Origin of the sequence: Streptomyces sp. NPDC001941, assembly GCF_040296945.1 — a bacterium.
In the GTDB taxonomy this organism is placed as follows: domain Bacteria; phylum Actinomycetota; class Actinomycetes; order Streptomycetales; family Streptomycetaceae; genus Streptomyces.
Window position 1 is genome coordinate 1 of sequence record NZ_JBEOYE010000145.1, and the last position, 16,256, is coordinate 16,256.

Below are 16,256 nucleotides of genomic sequence, written 5' to 3' on the forward strand. Positions count from 1 at the left end.
GGGGGGTGTTTGGTAGTTGTGCCCACGCGCCGCCGCGGGGTGGGGGGGGGGGGGGGCGGGGGCGCTGGGTTGGGGGGGGTGCTTCGGCCCCTCGGCCGCGGGCCCCCCGCGCACCCGCTGTGAGGAAGCCCACGAAAGGGGCCAACGATCACCGATCGCTGCCAAAGTGGCTGGACGTAGGTCAAGTGTTCTTTGCGGGCTTTCGCGACTGATCCACCGATCCAGGTCTGTTCCCGAACAAAGATCCACGAACCACCCAGGGAGCAAGTCCTGTGGCAGCCATCGCACGGTGGTGCATCACCCACCGCCTCGCCGTCGTCCTCCTCTGGCTGCTCGCCCTCGGCGGCGCCGGAGCGGCCGCCGCCCTCACCGGGACCGCGTACTCCAACGACTACGAGGTCCCCGGCACCGAGTCCGGCCGGGCCACCGCCCTGCTCGACGAGGGCTTCAACGGCCGCGGCGGCGACACCGACACCATCGTCTGGCACACCGACCGCGGCACCGTCCGCACGCCCGCCGTCGAACAGCGCGTGACCCGCATGCTCGACCGCGTCGCCGACCTGCCAGGCGTCGCCTCCGTCGCCGGGCCCTACGGACCGCGGGCCGACCAGGGCGCGATCAGCGCCGACGGCCGCACCGCCTACGCCACGGTCACCTTCGACCAGCAGGCCGACGACATACCCCGCGCCCAGGCACAGGCCCTCGTGGACACCGCCAGGAGCGCCGCGGACGACGGCCTGCGGGTCGAGCTCGGCGGCAGCGCCGTGGCCCTCACCGAAGCCCCCGGAGCGCAGTACGCGGAGGCCGTGGGGGTCGCCGTGGCCGCCCTGGTGCTCTTCCTCGCCTTCGGCTCCCTGGTCGCCAGCCTGCTGCCCATCGCCACCGCGCTGGTCAGCGTCGGCACGGCCTACGCCGGGATCGTCCTGCTCGGGCACGCCATGACCGTCGCGGACTTCGCGCCCATGCTCGGCATGCTCATCGGCCTCGGCGTCGGCATCGACTACGCGCTGTTCATCGTCACCCGCCACCGCAAGGGCCTCAAACGCGGACTTCCCGTCGCCGAATCCGCGCGCATCGCCGTCGCCACCACCGGACGCGCCGTCGTCTTCGCCGGGGCCACCGTCTGCATCGCCCTGCTCGGCATGCTCATCCTGCGCCTGGGCTTCCTCAACGGCGTCGCCCTGGCGGCCAGCCTCACGGTGGTCCTGACCGTCGCCGCGTCCGTCACCCTGCTGCCCGCCCTGCTCTCCTACGCGGGCACGCGCGCGTTGTCCCGCCGCGAACGCGCCCGCCTGGCCGAGCACGGACCGGAACCGGAGCTGCCGACCGGATTCGCCGCGCGCTGGTCCGCGTTCGTCGAGCGCCACCCCAGACTCCTCGGAGCGAGCGCCGTCCTCGTCATGGCCGTCCTCGCCCTGCCCGTGCTCTCCCTGCACCTGGGCACCTCCGACCAGGGCAACAACCCCGCGAGCGCCACCACCCGCAAGGCGTACGACCTGCTGGCCGACGGCTTCGGCCCCGGTGTCAACGGGCCCCTCACCCTGGTCGCCCGCCTCGACGGCGCCGACGACACCGTCGCCCTCGACAAGCTGCCCGCGGCCCTCCAGCGCACCCCCGGCGTCGCCTCCGTCACGCCCGTCACCTACAACAGCAGCGGCGACACGGCCGTCCTCACCGTCGTCCCCGACTCCGCGCCCCAGTCACAGGCCACCAGCGACCTCGTCGACCACCTGCGCACCGACGTGCTGCCCCGGGCCTCCGCCGGCACCTCGCTGGAGGTGCAGGTCGGGGGTGTGACCGCCGGGTACGACGACTTCGCCGAAGTGATCGTCGGCAAGCTGCCGCTCTTCGTCGGCGTCGTCATCACCCTCGGCTGCCTGCTGCTCCTGCTCGCCTTCCGCTCCCTGGGCATCCCGCTGAAGGCCGCCGCGATGAACATCGCCGCCGTGGCCTCCTCCTTCGGCATCGTCGTCGCGATCTTCCAGTGGGGCTGGGGCAGCGAACTGCTCGGCCTGGGCCGGGCCGGGCCGATCGAACCGTTCCTGCCCGTGATCATGGTCTCGGTGCTCTTCGGCCTCTCCATGGACTACCAGGTCTTCCTGGTCAGCCGGATGTACGAGGAGTGGCTGGAGACCGGCGACAACCGGCGCGCCGTCCGCGTGGGCCTGGCCGAGACCAGCCGCGTGATCAACTCCGCGGCCGTCATCATGATCTCCGTCTTCCTCGCCTTCGTCCTCAGCGGCGACCGGGTCATCGCCATGTTCGGCATCGCCCTCGCCGCCGCCGTCGCCCTGGACGCCTTCGTCCTGCGCACCCTGCTGGTCCCCGCCCTCATGCACCTGCTCGGCGGCGCCAACTGGTGGCTGCCCCGATGGCTCGACCGCCGCCTGCCCCGCATCAGCATCGAGCCCCCCGAGTGCCGCGTCGCCGCCCGCACCCGCCTGCCCGGCCCCCGCCGGCACGACGAGGAACTCGTACGCTGACCAGCCCCAGCCCCAGCCCAGCTCCAACCTCAGCCCCAACCCCCGCCACTTGGCACCCTCCTAAGGCACCCCCGCCCACGCCTTAGGGCACCCCCCCCGGCCCACCCCTCACCCACCTAAGGCCCCCCGCCGCCGAACATGCGGAACTCTCCCGATGCGGCGCCGCCCCCTGGGACGCGAAAGTAAGGGCATCGCCCAGCACACCACGTCCTCCAGGGGGAACGACATGATCGAGTACGAGCTCCAGCAGGCGCGCCACGCCGAACTCCTGCACGAAGCCGCCCACCAGCGCCAGGTACGCGAAGCCCGCCGCCAGGCCCGCGAGGCCGGCCGCGAAACCACCCCGAACCAGGCCGAACCCCAGCGCCACCGGTTCACGAGGGCGGCGTGAACGACGCGCTGTCAGACGCCTGTGCGATGCTCGGCATCGTGGAGACCAGGTCAGTCAGCCCCGTGTTCGTCGGCAGAGCCGGTGAACTCACCACGCTCACCCAAGCCCTCGCCCGCGCGACCCAGGGCGAGCCCCAGGCACTCCTCATCGCCGGTGAGGCGGGCGTCGGAAAGACCCGCCTCATCGAGGAGTTCATCGCCGAAGCGTGCCGCCAGGACGCCGTCATCGCCCTCGGCGGCTGCGTCGAGATCGGCGCCGAAGGCCTGCCCTACGCGCCGGTCTCCACCGCCCTGCGCGCGCTGCGCCGGCGCCTGCCCGACGAACTCGCCGCCGCCGCCCACGGTCAGGAAGGCGAACTGGCCCGCCTCCTCCCCGAACTGGGAGACGCCGCGGGACACGAGGCGTACGGGGAGGACAGCACCGCCCGCCTCTTCGAGCTCACCGCCCGGCTCCTGGAGCGCATCGCCACCGACCACACCGTCGTCCTCGTCCTCGAAGACCTCCACTGGGCCGACGCCTCCACCCGCCACCTCCTCGCCTACCTCCTGCGCACGCTGCGCCGCGGCCGCCTCGTCGTCATCGCCACCTACCGCGCCGACGACATCCACCGCCGCCACCCCCTGCGCCCCCTCCTCGCCGAACTCGACCGGCTCCGCACCCTGCGCCGCATCGAACTCGCCCGCTTCACCCGCACCGAAGTGCACCGCCAGCTCACCGGGATCCTCGCCGCCGAACCCGCCCCCGACCTGGTCGACGAGATCTTCACCCGCTCCGACGGCAACGCCTTCTTCGTCGAAGAGCTCGTCGTCTGCCACGAGACCGGCTGCGACCGCGGCAACCTCAGCGACTCCCTGCGCGACCTCCTGCTCGTCCGCGTCGAAGCGCTGCCCGAGCACGCCCAGCACGTCGCCCGCGCCGTCGCCGAGGGCGGCTCCACCGTCGAGCACGACCTCCTCGCCGCCGTCGCCCGGCTCCCCGAGGACGACCTCATCCACGCCCTGCGGGCCGCCGTCGGCGCCAACATCCTGCTCCCCGTGCCCGACGGCGACGCCTACCGCTTCCGGCACTCCCTCGTACGCGAAGCCGTCAGCGACGACCTGCTGCCCGGCGAGCGCTCCCGCCTCAACCGCCGCTACGCGCAGGCGGTCGAAGCCAACCCCGGCCTCGTACCGGCCGACGAGCGCGCCACCCGGCTCGCCAGCTACTGGTACCACGCGCACGACGCCCCCCAGGCGCTCCCCGCGGTCCTGCGCGCCTCCGTCGCCGCCCGCAAGCGCCACGCCTACACCGAACAGCTCCAGCTCCTGGAACGCGCCATGGAGCTCTGGGACGACGTCGCCCCCGAAGTCCGCGCCACCCTGCGCCCCATCGACTACGCCGAGGCCTACCCCGGCTGCGGCTGCGACCCCGACACCACGCCCCTGCGCTACCTCGACCTCCTCGCCGAAGCGGCCGTCGCCGCCCGCCTCTGCGGCGAACGCGAGCGCGCGCTGAGGACCGTACGACTCGCGCTGCGCCTGCTCGAATCCGAGGAAGAGGCCGACCCCCTGCGCGCCGCCTGGTTCCAGACCGAGAAGGCCAGGCTCATGCCCAACCTCGGGCGCGGCGACGGCTGGGCCGAGATAGCCCGCGCCCAGGACCTCGTCAAGGGACTGCCCCCGTCCGCCGTGCACGCCCAGGTCCTCGCCGTCGCCGCCGGCTGGGGCATGCTGCACGCCCCCGGCGCCGACAGCCTCGCCGCCGCCGAACGCGCCGTCGAGTACGCGCGCCTCGTCAAGGCCGAGGGCATCGAACTCAACGCCCGCCTCACCCTCGGCGGCCTCATGGTCGACGCCGGCGACGTCGACGACGGACTCCGCGAGATGCACTCCGTCCAGCGCCGCTCCCTCGAACTCGGCCTCTGCCACGAAACCGCGCGCAGCTACGTCAACATCCCCTCGGTGCTCGAAAGCCTCGGCCGCTCCCGCGAAGCCGTCGCCGTCGCGGTCGAGGGCCTCGCCTACGCCCGCTCGCGCGGCCTCGCCGACAACGCCACCTGGGTCAGCGCCAACCTCGCCGAAGCCCAGTACTCCCTCGGCCACTGGGACGACGCGCACACCGAGGCCACCCGGATCCAGCGCAACGCCACCAGCCCCAAGCCCCTCGGCTCCGCGGCCCTCCGCCTCGCCCGCCTCGCCGAAGCCCGCGGCGAGCTGGCCACCGCGCACGAACAAGCCGAACGTGCCCGCACCCACTTCGGCAAGACCGATCTGATGCCCCAGTACGACCTGCCCCTCACCGCTGTCCGCCTGGCCATCGCCGCCGCCGACGGACGCCTCGCCGACGCTCGCGCCCTGCTGCGCGAGACCGCCGGACGCGGCTTCCCCACCGGCACCCACCGCTTCGCCTGGCCGCTGCTCGTCACCGCCGCCACCGCCGAGGCCGACGCCCGCGGGCTGCCCTCCGCGCACGAGGGCCGCTCCGGGATCCTCGACCTCATCCGGGCCACCGCCAAGAGGCTCGCCACCCCGGTTCCCCTCTGGCGCGCCCACGCCCTGCTCCTCGAAGCCGAGACCGCCCGCGCCCGCGGCGAGGACACCGCCCGCGCCTGGGCGGAACTGGCCGAAGCGTTCGCCCCCCTGGAGCGCCCCTACGAGCTGGCGCGCGTACGCCACCGCTGGGCCGACGCCCTCCTCCTCGAAGGCGGCCACCGCGAACAGGCCGCCGAACTCCTGCGCCGGACCCACGCCGTCGCCGTCACCCTCGGCGCCCACCCCCTGCGCGAGGACACCGAACTCCTCGCCGCCCGCACCCGGCTCCCGCTCACCGCCCCCGAGCCCGGACCACGACCGGAACCCGACGACGACGGATTCGGCCTCACCCCGCGCGAACAGGACGTCCTCCGGCTCGTCGCGGAAGGCCGCACCAACCGCCAGATCGCCGAAGAGCTCTACATCTCGCCCAAGACCGCGAGCGTCCACGTCTCCAACATCCTGGCCAAACTCGGCGTCTCCGGCCGCGGCGAAGCGGCCGCCCTCGCCCACCGCCTCCACCTGCTCCCGCAGCCCCAGCCGGAACCACACTGACCACACTGACGACGAACCGGGGGAGCACGTCAGACCGGCCCTAGCTCACGTCGAGCCGCAGGATCCGGTCGTCCCCCTTCGACGGCGTACCCCGCTTGTCCGTCTCGCTGGTGACCAGCAGCAATCCCGTGCCCCCGGTCGCCAGTACCGTGCGCAGACGGCCGAACTCGCCCTGGAAGAAGGCCTGCGGGTCGGCCGCGGCCTTCGTCCCCGCCAGCGGGATCCGCCACAGCCGCTCGCCCCGCAGACCCGCCATCCAGATCGAGCCCTGCGCGTACGCGATCCCGCTCGGCGACGCCTCGCTCGTACGCCACTGGGCGACCGGGTCCACGAACCCCGCGCGCCCCGCCCGGCCCTCCACCGTCGGCCAGCCGTAGTTCTTCCCCGGCTCGATCAGGTTGAGCTCGTCCCAGGTGTTCTGGCCGAACTCCGCCGCCCACAGGCGCTTCTCGGAGTCCCAGGCCAGCCCCTGCACATTGCGGTGCCCCCACGAGTACACGACCGAGTCCGACGCCGGATTGCGCGGCGCCGGCTGCCCGTCCGGGGTCATCCGCAGGATCTTCCCCGCCAGCGAGGCGCGGTCCTGCGCCAGCCCCGTGTCACCCGTCTCGCCCGTCCCCGCGTACAGCATCTTGTCCGGGCCGAACGCGATCCGCCCACCGTTGTGGATCGACCCCTTCGGGATGCCCCGCAACACCGTGTCCGGCGCGCCCAGCTGCTGCCCGGCCGGCCGCTTCTCGTCGTACAGCATCCGGGCGATGCGGTTGTCGGACTCCGTCGTGAAGTACGCGTACACCTGGCGGTCCGCCCCGAACGTCGGCGAGAGCGCCAGCCCCAGCAGCCCGCCCTCCCCGTCCGGCGCCACCCCCGGCACCTTCCCCAGCAGCGTCGTCCTCCCGCCCTGGGCGGCGACCCGGGTGATCGTGCCCTCGTCGCGCGAGGACACCAGCAGATCGCCCCCCGGCAGCGCCGCGACGCCCCACGGCGACTTCAGCCCCTGGGCGACCGTCCCGGTCACGGTGGCCGTGCCCTTCGCGGGTGCCGCCGAGACCGACGGACCGGGGGAGGGCGGGGCCGACGCCCCCGTGCTCGTGCTCCCCGCTCCCGGGGTCGAGGACGGGGACGGGCCGCCCGAGGAGCACCCCGAGGCCCACAGCAGCGCGGCAGCGGCCAACACGACGGTCACAACAGGACGTTGCACTGGTTCGATCCCTTCACGACGGCAGCACGCCTACCCGTGTACCCACGCCCTTGATACACCGCGCGGGCCCGAAAGGTTCCCCTCGCTCCCCGTCGGACGACAACCCTGTTCCGCGACCCGGCCTCAGTCCCACGACTCCCGCGCCGTCGGCAGGGCCGCCAGCTCCGCCAGGTCGCGCGGCGTCAGCCGCAGGGCCGCCGCACGGGCGTTCTCCACGGCCCACTCCTCGCGCTTGGCTCCCGGGACCGGGATCACGTCCCCTCCCTGCGCGAGCACCCAGGCCAGTGCCACCTGGGCCGGGGTGACGTGCTCGCCGTGCCGTGCCGCCACCCGGCGCAGGCCGACGACCAGGGGCTGGTTGGCCGCCATCATCTCCGCCGTGAACCGGGGGTGCCGCGCGCGCGGGTCGTCGGGTTCGAAGCCCTGGCCCGGGGTCAGGGTGCCCGTCAGGAAGCCGCTGCCCAGCGGGAGGGCCGCCAGGAAGCCGACGCCCCGGGCGCGGCACCAGGGGAGCAGCCGGTCCAGGGCGCGCGGCGACCACACCGACAGTTCGGCCTGGACGGCGCTGACGGGGAAGACCTGCTGGACGCGTTCGAGCTGGCGGAGCGTGGCCGCGTACACGTCCGTGCCGCCCCGGCGCGCGGCGCGGGCGTCGACGGCGCACAGGCCGAGGGCCCGGACCTTGCCCGCGGTGACCAGGTCGGCCATGGCGCCCCAGGTCTCCTCCACGGGAACCTCCGGGTCGGCCCGGTGCAGCTGGTAGAGGTCGATGACGTCGGTCTGGAGGCGGCGCAGGGAGGCGTCGCAGGCGCGGCGGACGTAGCCGGGGCGGCCGTTGGCCACGATGTGCCCGTCGCCCACGAGGAGGCCGCACTTGGTGGAGACGAAGGCGTCGGCGCGGCGCTCCCTGAGGACGCGGCCCAGGAGCAGTTCGTTGGTGAAGGGCCCGTACATGTCGGCGGTGTCGAGCAGACTGGTGCCCGCGTCCAGGGCGGCGTGCACGGTCCGTACGGAGCGGTCGCCCCGCCGCTGGGAGCTGCTGTAGCCCCAGCTCATCGGCATGCACCCGAGGCCGACCGCGCCCACGTCGAGTGCCCCCGCACCGATCTTCCTGCGCTCCAACTGCCCGTACCCCTCCTCGTCGCGGCCACCAAGCTAACCAATGGCCCGCCGGTGCCCGCGCAGCGCCTCCCCCGCGGTGCGAAAGTCCGTGCGAGGCCGGTCCGGGTCGTCGCATAGCCTCCTGGCCATGACTGCAGACGTGTGGCTTCCGATTCCGGCCGAAGAGATCGACGGGCTCCCCGCGCCCGGGGACTCCGGCCTGGCGTACCGCTTCTGGGACGGGGGCGCGGAGTTCCCCGCGGACCCGGCCGACTGCGCCTTCTACGTGGTGCCGTACATGAAGGGGCCGCAGATCGCGCAGCGTCCGCTGGCGCGGATGGCGTCGGTACGGGTCGTGCAGACGCTGTCGGCGGGGACGGACCAGATCGCCCCGGGCCTCGGCGTGCTCGCGCCGGGCGTGCGCCTGTGCAACGCCAAGGGCGTGCACGAGGCGAGCACGGCGGAGCTGGCGCTCACGCTGGTCCTGGCCTCGCTGCGCGGCGTCCCGCGCTTCGTGCGGGGCCAGGACGCCGAGGAGTGGCGGTCGGGCTTCTACCCGGCGCTGGCGGACAAGTCCGTGCTGATCGTGGGGTACGGATCGATCGGCTCGGCGGTCGAGGACCGGCTCGCGGCCTTCGAGTGCGCGCGGGTGGACCGCGTCGCGCGCTCGGCGCGCACCTCGGCGCGGGGGCCCGTGCACGCGCTCTCGGAGCTGCCGTCGCTGCTGCCGCGCGCCGACGTCGTGGTGCTGTGCACGCCGCTGACGGAGCAGACCCGTCACCTGGTGGACGCGGGCTTCCTGGCGCGGATGAAGGACGGGGCGCTGCTGGTGAACGTGGCGCGCGGGCCGGTGGTGGACACCAAGGCGCTGCTCGCGGAGGTGGAGGGAGGCCGGCTGACCGCGGCACTCGACGTGACCGATCCCGAACCGCTGCCTTCCGGCCATCCGTTGTGGCACGCGCCGGGCGTGCTGATCACCCCGCACGTGGGCGGATCGACGTCCGCGTTCCTGCCGAGGGCGCGGCGGCTGATCGCCGGGCAGCTGACCCGGTTCGCCGCGGGGGAGGCGGTGGAGAACGTGGTGGCGGTCACCGGCTAGCGGCCGCCCGTACGCCCGTACGCACCCCCTCGAACACGCTCCGGAACGACCTGGGTGCTCTCGGTGTCGGCAACACCGCTGGTCGTCACGGAGAGTAGAGGAACTATGTCCCTGAGTGACGAGACTGGTGTATCGTCCCGACCTGGGGGCCGCGCCGTGCACGAGGCGGCGCAGGGGAGTGACGTGACAGTCGATCGGTATTCGAGGGGGGCGACGGGCGATGCACGGCCAATGGACCAGCGATCCGACGCGGTGGTACCGCCGATGGCGACCCTCGGGTGCTCCACCACGCAGACCGAAACGATCGAGCCAGGAGAAGGTGACGGCGGCGCCGGCCGGGGCGCCCCGGTGAGCGCGCAGGGAGCGCTCGTCGACCGCCCGCCCGTCCCCGGCGACGAGAGCGGCGGCCTGGGCGGACTGCTCTCGCAGCTGCTGCTCGCCCTGATCTGCGGCGGTTACGCCGCGGGGGCGGCGCTCGGTTGGGGTTCCGAGGAACTGGCCCTGTTCATGGGCGACTTCGGACTCAGCATCGCCGCCTCGCTGGCGTCCGTCTCCTGCCTGCTGTACGCGCGCTCGGGCGACAGCGGCTCGCGCCCCGCCTGGCTGCTGTTCTCGTTCTCCTCCGCGATGGCCGCGGCGGGCAACGGGGTGTGGGGCTGGTACGAGGTGGTGCTGCGGGAGGCCGTGCCGAGCCCCTCGATGGCCGACCTGTTCTTCCTGCTCTTCGCGCCGCCCGCCATCGTGGGGCTGCTCGTCCTGGCCAAGAGGCCGGTCACCAAGGCGGGTTGGGTCTGCCTGGCGCTGGACTCCTGGCTCATCGGCGGCTCCCTGCTCACGCTCTCCTGGAGCCTCGCGCTCGCCCACACCACCCACTTCCAGGGGGAGAGCGTCGCCCAGGCCGCCCTCTCCCTCGCCTATCCACTCCTGGACATCGTCCTCGTCTCGATGGTCCTCGCGCTGCATTTCCGGCGATCCAGTGCCAACCGCTCCGCCATCAACACCGCGATCGCGGCGCTGGCGCTGACCGTGCTGTGCGACGCGCTGTTCACCTCGCCGCTGCTGCGCGAGAACTACCGTTCGGGCCAGCTCCTGGACGCCGGCTGGTTCGCCGGCTCGCTGCTGCTCGCGTACGCCCCCTGGGGGGTGCGCCGGGTCGCCGAGAGCGTCGCGCCGCCGCCGCGCGACCCCCGGCAGGCCGGGCGGCCGATCGCGGGCTCGCTGGCGGCCCTCACGCCGTACCTGGCGGCGGCGGTGTGCACGCTGGGCATCCTGTACAACATCGTCGAGGGCCGCCGGGTGGACCGGGTGGTCGTCTTCACCGCCTGCACGGTGGTGCTGGCCCTGGTGGTCCGCCAGGGGATCATGCTCCTCGACAACATCGCGCTCGCCCAGGAACTGGCCCAGAAGGAGAACCACTTCAGGTCCCTGGTGCAGGGCTCCAGCGACGTCATCATGATCGCCGCGCCGACCGGGATACTGCGGTACGTCTCCCCGGCCGCCTCCGGGGTCTACGGGCGCGAGGCGGAGGAGCTGATCGGCTCCGAGCTGGCCTCGCTGATCCACCCGGAGGACCTGGGCGCCGTGGTCCACGAGGTGCGCCGGTTCCTGGCCGCGTCCCCCTCTGAGGAGCCCACCACCCGCATCGAGTGCCGCTTCCGCTCCGGCGCGGGCGACTGGCTCAACGTCGAGTCCACCGTCAACCGCCACCAGGGCGGCCTGATCTTCAACAGCCGGGACGTGACCGAACGGGTCCGGCTGCAGGAGCAGTTGCAGCACAACGCCGAGCACGACCCGCTGACCGACCTGCCCAACCGGGCGCTGTTCACCGACCGGGTGCGCCGGGCGCTGGGCGGCCGCCGCGCGGGCGACGCGACCGCCGCGGTGCTCTTCATCGACCTGGACGGCTTCAAGGGGGTCAACGACCGCCTGGGGCACCAGGCCGGCGACGAGCTCCTGGTGCAGGCCGCCAGGAGGCTCCAGGAGTCCGTGCGGGCCGGGGACACCGCGGCCCGGCTGGGCGGCGACGAGTTCGCGGCGCTCATCCTGGGCGACGGCACCCGGGACCGGGCCGCCCGCGAGTACCAGGTGTGCGACATCGCCGACCGGCTGCGCCTGACGCTCTCGCAGCCGTACCGCGTCGAGGGCGGTCAGGAGGTGCGGGTCGCGGCTTCCATCGGCGTGGCCTTCGCGGAACCGGGGATCGGCGCGGGGGACCTGCTGCGCAACGCGGACCTGGCGATGTACCGGGCCAAGAAGGGCGGCAAGAACCGGGTCGAGCTGTACGCGCCGCAGATGCAGGCAGAGGTGGTGCGGCGCACGGAGCTCGCCGCGCGGCTGCGCACGGCGCTGCACGAGGGCGAGTTCGCGCTGCTGCACCAGCCTGTGGTGAACCTGGCGACCGGGCGGGTCTCGGCGGTCGCCGCGCAGGCCCGCTGGCGCTCGGCGCAGGGCATCCTGTTCACGCCCGCCGAGTTCCTGCGGGTGGCCGACGACAACGAGCGCACCGCGGAGCTGGGCCGCTGGCTGCTGGAAGAGGCGGTGGAGCAGGCCGCCGAGCGGGCCGCGGCGGGGCACGCCGTACCGGTGTCGGTGCGCCTCTCGGCGCGCAGGCTGCTGGACAAGTCGCTGCCGCTGGGGTCGGTGGAGGCGCTGCTGACCCGGCACGGGCTGCCGTCGGGGGCGCTGCAGATCGAGCTGGCCGACAGCGACCCGCGGATCTCCTTCGACGACTTGGAGCAGCGGCTGGCGGCGCTGCGCCGGCTCGGGGTGCGGATCGCGCTGGACGGCTTCGGCAGCGGGTACGCGGCGATCACGGCGCTGCGCCGGCTGCCCATCGACGTACTGAAGCTGGACCGGGGCCTGGTGGAGGGCGTCGTGGAGTCGGCCCGGCTGCACAAGATCACCAGTGGGCTGCTGCGGATCGCCTGCGACCTGGGCATGACGTCGGTGGCCGACGGCGTGGACGTGCCGGAGCAGGTGCTGGCACTGCGCGCGATGGGCTGTACGCACGGCCAGGGGATGGCGTTCTCCGGTCCGCTGGACGAGTACCGGCTGCGCAGGGCCCTGGTGCGCGACGAGTTCCCCGTACCCGGAGGGGTGGCGCTGCCCGTCCTGACGGGCGGGGCGCATCCTCCGATCCGCTCACATGATGAGACCCCCGTCCCACCCACTTGACAGTGACAGTGCGTCGGGGGGAGGGTCAGTGCCATGCGCACCCGAATTCTCGTACTTGGAAAGCGCGTCGGCTGAGCGGGCCCAACGGCGGCCCCGCTGAACCCTCCGACGCGCTCCCCTCGCTTGCCTCCCGGCACGAGGGGTTTTTTGTTGCACCGGCTCGTCCCAAACCCTCGCAAAACACCCCGTCTTTCGAGAAGAGAATGCCGATGACCGAGCAGGCCACCGGGGCCCACCACCCGCAGCCGCGGGCCCGTAGCGGCGGGCACGCCCCCGCCACCGTTGAGCACGTCACGGGCGCGCAGTCCCTCATCCGTTCTCTCGAGGAAGTCGGTGCCGACACGGTGTTCGGCATCCCCGGCGGTGCGATCCTCCCGGCGTACGACCCGATGATGGACTCCAGCCGGGTGCGCCACGTCCTGGTCCGCCACGAGCAGGGCGCGGGCCACGCCGCCACCGGCTACGCGCAGGCCACCGGCAAGGTCGGCGTCTGCATGGCGACCTCGGGCCCCGGCGCCACCAACCTGGTCACGCCGATCGCCGACGCGCACATGGACTCCGTGCCGCTGGTCGCGATCACCGGCCAGGTCGCCTCGAAGTCGATCGGCACGGACGCCTTCCAGGAGGCGGACATCTGCGGCATCACGATGCCGATCACCAAGCACAACTTCCTGGTCACCAAGGCCGAGGACATCCCGCGCACCATCGCCGAGGCCTTCCACATCGCCTCCACCGGCCGCCCGGGCCCGGTCCTGGTCGACATCGCCAAGGACGCGCTGCAGGCGCGGACCACGTTCAGCTGGCCGCCGCAGACGGACCTGCCCGGCTACCGCCCGGTCACCAAGCCGCACGCCAAGCAGATCCGCGAGGCCGCCAAGCTGGTCGTCCAGGCCAAGCGCCCGGTGCTGTACGTCGGCGGTGGCGTCCTGAAGGCCGGCGCCACGGCCGAGCTGAAGGTCCTGGCCGAGCTGACCGGCGCCCCGGTCACCACCACCCTGATGGCGCTGGGCGCGTTCCCCGACAGCCACCCGCTGCACGTCGGCATGCCCGGCATGCACGGCTCGGTCACCGCGGTCACCGCGCTGCAGAAGGCCGACCTGATCGTCGCGCTGGGCGCCCGCTTCGACGACCGCGTCACCGGCAAGCTGGACAGCTTCGCCCCGTACGCCAAGATCGTCCACGCGGACATCGACCCGGCGGAGATCGGCAAGAACCGGACGGCCGACGTCCCGATCGTCGGGGACGCCCGCGAGGTCATCGCCGACCTGGTCCAGGCCGTCCAGGCCGAGCACACCGAGGGCCACACCGGCGACTACAGCGCCTGGTGGAAGGACCTCAACCGCTGGCGCGAGACCTACCCGCTGGGCTACGACCTGCCCGAGGACGGCACCCTGTCGCCGCAGCAGGTCATCCAGCGCATCGGCCAGCTGGCCCCCGCGGACACCATCTACGCGGCCGGCGTCGGCCAGCACCAGATGTGGGCCGCCCACTTCATCGACTACGAGCGCCCGGCCACCTGGCTGAACTCCGGCGGCGCCGGGACGATGGGCTACGCGGTCCCGGCCGCGATGGGTGCCAAGGCCGGCATGCCGGACCGCACGGTCTGGGCGGTCGACGGCGACGGCTGCTTCCAGATGACCAACCAGGAACTGGTCACCTGCGCGCTGAACAACATCCCGATCAAGGTCGCGATCATCAACAACGGCGCGCTGGGCATGGTCCGCCAGTGGCAGACGCTGTTCTACAACCAGCGCTACTCCAACACCGTGCTGCACGCGGGCCCGGACGACACGGCCGCCGCCAACAAGGGCACCCGGGTCCCGGACTTCGTGAAGCTGTCCGAGGCGATGGGCTGCGTGGCGCTGCGCTGCGAGCGCCCGGAGGACCTGGACAAGGTCATCGCCGAGGCGAACGCGATCAACGACCGCCCGGTCGTGGTCGACTTCATCGTCCACGAGGACGCCATGGTGTGGCCGATGGTCGCCGCCGGCACCTCCAACGACGAGGTCATGGCCGCCCGCGGGGTCCGTCCCGACTTCGGCGACAACGAAGACGACTGAGTAGAGAGCAGAAAGAGACCATGTCCAAGCACACGCTCTCCGTCCTGGTCGAGAACACGCCCGGCATCCTGGCCCGGATCGCGGCGCTGTTCTCCCGCCGAGGCTTCAACATCGACTCGCTCGCGGTCGGTGTCACCGAACATCCCGACATCTCCCGCATCACCATCGTGGTCAATGTCGAGAGCCTGCCGCTGGAGCAGGTGACGAAGCAGCTCAACAAGCTGGTCAACGTCCTGAAGATCGTCGAACTCGAGCCCGGCGCCGCGATCCAGCGCGAGCTCGTCCTGGTGAAGGTGCGTGCCGACAACGAGACGCGCTCCCAGATCGTCGAGATCGTCCAGCTGTTCCGCGCCAAGACCGTGGACGTCTCCCCGGAGGCCGTCACCATCGAGGCGACCGGCGGCGCGGACAAGCTGGAGGCCATGCTGAAGATGCTGGAGCCCTTCGGCATCAAGGAGCTCGTGCAGTCCGGCACCATCGCCATAGGGCGCGGCTCGCGGTCCATCACGGACCGCTCGCTGCGGGCCCTGGACCGCAGCGCCTAGAACTCCCCGGGCCTCGCGCCCGTATCGCGAGACCCGACGACTTCCTCACCCATCCCCGCCGTACGGTGGGACGCAACACCAGCACACATAGGAGATTCCCAGTGGCCGAGCTGTTCTACGACGACAACGCCGACCTGTCCATCATCCAGGGCCGCAAGGTCGCGGTGATCGGTTACGGCAGCCAGGGCCACGCCCACGCGCTGTCGCTCCGTGACTCGGGCGTCGACGTGCGGGTCGGTCTGCACGAGGGCTCCAAGTCCAAGGCCAAGGCCGAGGAGCAGGGCCTGCGCGTGGTCACGCCGGCCGAGGCGGCGGCCGAGGCCGACGTCATCATGATCCTGGTGCCGGACCCGATCCAGGCGCAGGTCTACGAGGAGTCCATCGCCCCGAACCTGAAGGACGGCGACGCGCTGTTCTTCGGCCACGGCCTGAACATCCGCTACGGCTTCATCAAGCCCCCGGCGGGCGTGGACGTCGCCATGGTCGCCCCGAAGGGCCCGGGCCACCTGGTGCGCCGCCAGTACGAGGAGGGTCGCGGCGTCCCGTGCATCGCGGCGGTGGAGCAGGACGCCACCGGCAAGGCCTTCGACCTGGCGCTGTCGTACGCCAAGGGCATCGGCGGCACCCGCGCGGGCGTCATCAAGACGACCTTCACCGAGGAGACCGAGACCGACCTGTTCGGCGAGCAGGCCGTGCTCTGCGGTGGCACCGCGGCGCTGGTCAAGGCGGGCTTCGAGACCCTGACCGAGGCCGGCTACCAGCCGGAGATCGCGTACTTCGAGTGCCTCCACGAGCTGAAGCTGATCGTGGACCTGATGTACGAGGGCGGCCTGGAGAAGATGCGCTGGTCGGTCTCCGAGACCGCCGAGTGGGGCGACTACGTCACCGGCCCGCGGATCATCACGGACGCCACCAAGGCCGAGATGAAGAAGGTCCTCGCGGAGATCCAGGACGGCACCTTCGCCAAGAACTGGATGGACGAGTACCACGGCGGCCTGAAGAAGTACAACGAGTACAAGACGGCCGACGAGAACCACCTCCTGGAGACCACCTCGGACTGCGCACCAGCGTGACGTTCACAGGCGTTCGCCGTGCACTGCGTGTGATTGTGTGAGTGGAAGGGCCTAAAGTCCTTTC

The 16,256-nt window shown here is 72.5% G+C and carries 10 protein-coding genes and 1 pseudogene; 9 read left to right on the forward strand and 2 right to left on the reverse strand.

The window, feature by feature from the left end; all coding sequences use genetic code 11:
* Window positions 1-272 precede the first annotated feature (272 nt).
* The 4 genes and pseudogenes from ABT160_RS43895 (at window position 273) to ABT160_RS47200 (ending at window position 5,939) form a co-directional block, all read left to right on the forward strand.
* Window positions 273-2,483: an MMPL family transporter gene (locus ABT160_RS43895; RefSeq protein ID WP_351655104.1), complete on the forward strand. Its 2,211-nt coding sequence runs from the start codon at window positions 273-275 to the stop codon at window positions 2,481-2,483.
* A gap of 226 nt (window positions 2,484-2,709) precedes the next feature.
* Window positions 2,710-2,874: a hypothetical protein gene (locus ABT160_RS43900; protein WP_351655107.1), complete on the forward strand. Its 165-nt coding sequence runs from the start codon at window positions 2,710-2,712 to the stop codon at window positions 2,872-2,874.
* Between the two features lie 26 nt (window positions 2,875-2,900).
* Window positions 2,901-3,395, forward strand: a pseudogene (locus ABT160_RS47195) (ATP-binding protein); the annotation flags it as partial.
* Between the two features lie 1,731 nt (window positions 3,396-5,126).
* A complete protein-coding gene (locus tag ABT160_RS47200; RefSeq protein ID WP_502984410.1) occupies window positions 5,127-5,939 on the forward strand; it encodes a LuxR C-terminal-related transcriptional regulator in 813 nt (270 codons plus the stop codon).
* A 40-nt stretch (window positions 5,940-5,979) separates the two neighbouring features.
* Here ABT160_RS47200 and ABT160_RS43910 read toward each other — a convergent pair whose 3' ends face one another.
* Window positions 5,980-7,125 (reverse strand): PQQ-dependent sugar dehydrogenase, encoded by a 1,146-nt coding sequence (locus ABT160_RS43910; protein ID WP_351655109.1) that lies wholly within the window; start codon window positions 7,123-7,125, stop codon window positions 5,980-5,982.
* Between the two features lie 138 nt (window positions 7,126-7,263).
* On the reverse strand, window positions 7,264-8,262 hold the full coding sequence (locus tag ABT160_RS43915; RefSeq protein WP_351655111.1) for an aldo/keto reductase: 999 nt from the start codon (window positions 8,260-8,262) through the stop codon (window positions 7,264-7,266).
* 127 nt (window positions 8,263-8,389) lie between these two features.
* Between ABT160_RS43915 and ABT160_RS43920 the strand changes: the two genes are divergently transcribed.
* The 5 genes from ABT160_RS43920 to ilvC all read left to right on the forward strand — a co-directional run bounded on the left by ABT160_RS43920 (window position 8,390) and on the right by ilvC (window position 16,192).
* Window positions 8,390-9,340, forward strand: a complete 951-nt coding sequence (locus ABT160_RS43920; RefSeq protein WP_351655113.1) for a 2-hydroxyacid dehydrogenase — start codon at window positions 8,390-8,392, stop codon at window positions 9,338-9,340.
* Between the two features lie 348 nt (window positions 9,341-9,688).
* Complete coding sequence (locus ABT160_RS43925; protein WP_351655122.1) at window positions 9,689-12,514, forward strand: putative bifunctional diguanylate cyclase/phosphodiesterase; 2,826 nt, start codon at window positions 9,689-9,691, stop codon at window positions 12,512-12,514.
* A 209-nt stretch (window positions 12,515-12,723) separates the two neighbouring features.
* Window positions 12,724-14,574, forward strand: coding sequence for an acetolactate synthase large subunit (locus ABT160_RS43930; protein WP_351655115.1), 1,851 nt, complete (start codon window positions 12,724-12,726; stop codon window positions 14,572-14,574).
* A gap of 20 nt (window positions 14,575-14,594) precedes the next feature.
* Window positions 14,595-15,119 (forward strand): acetolactate synthase small subunit, encoded by a 525-nt coding sequence (gene ilvN, locus ABT160_RS43935; protein ID WP_351655116.1) that lies wholly within the window; start codon window positions 14,595-14,597, stop codon window positions 15,117-15,119.
* Window positions 15,120-15,220: 101 nt separating this feature from the next.
* Window positions 15,221-16,192: a ketol-acid reductoisomerase gene (gene ilvC / locus ABT160_RS43940; RefSeq protein ID WP_351655119.1), complete on the forward strand. Its 972-nt coding sequence runs from the start codon at window positions 15,221-15,223 to the stop codon at window positions 16,190-16,192.
* The last annotated feature ends 64 nt before the right edge of the window (window positions 16,193-16,256 follow it).

What these genes read in the sequence shown, in the direction of transcription:
- ABT160_RS43900 (WP_351655107.1), top strand. Translation starts at nt 2,710, where the DNA reads ATGATCGAGTACGAGCTCCAGCAGGCGCGCCACGCCGAACTCCTGCAC.
- ilvN (WP_351655116.1), top strand. Translation starts at nt 14,595, where the DNA reads ATGTCCAAGCACACGCTCTCCGTCCTGGTCGAGAACACGCCCGGCATC.
- ABT160_RS43930 (WP_351655115.1), top strand. Translation starts at nt 12,724, where the DNA reads ATGACCGAGCAGGCCACCGGGGCCCACCACCCGCAGCCGCGGGCCCGT.
- ABT160_RS43920 (WP_351655113.1), top strand. Translation starts at nt 8,390, where the DNA reads ATGACTGCAGACGTGTGGCTTCCGATTCCGGCCGAAGAGATCGACGGG.
- ABT160_RS47200 (WP_502984410.1), top strand. Translation starts at nt 5,127, where the DNA reads ATGCCCCAGTACGACCTGCCCCTCACCGCTGTCCGCCTGGCCATCGCC.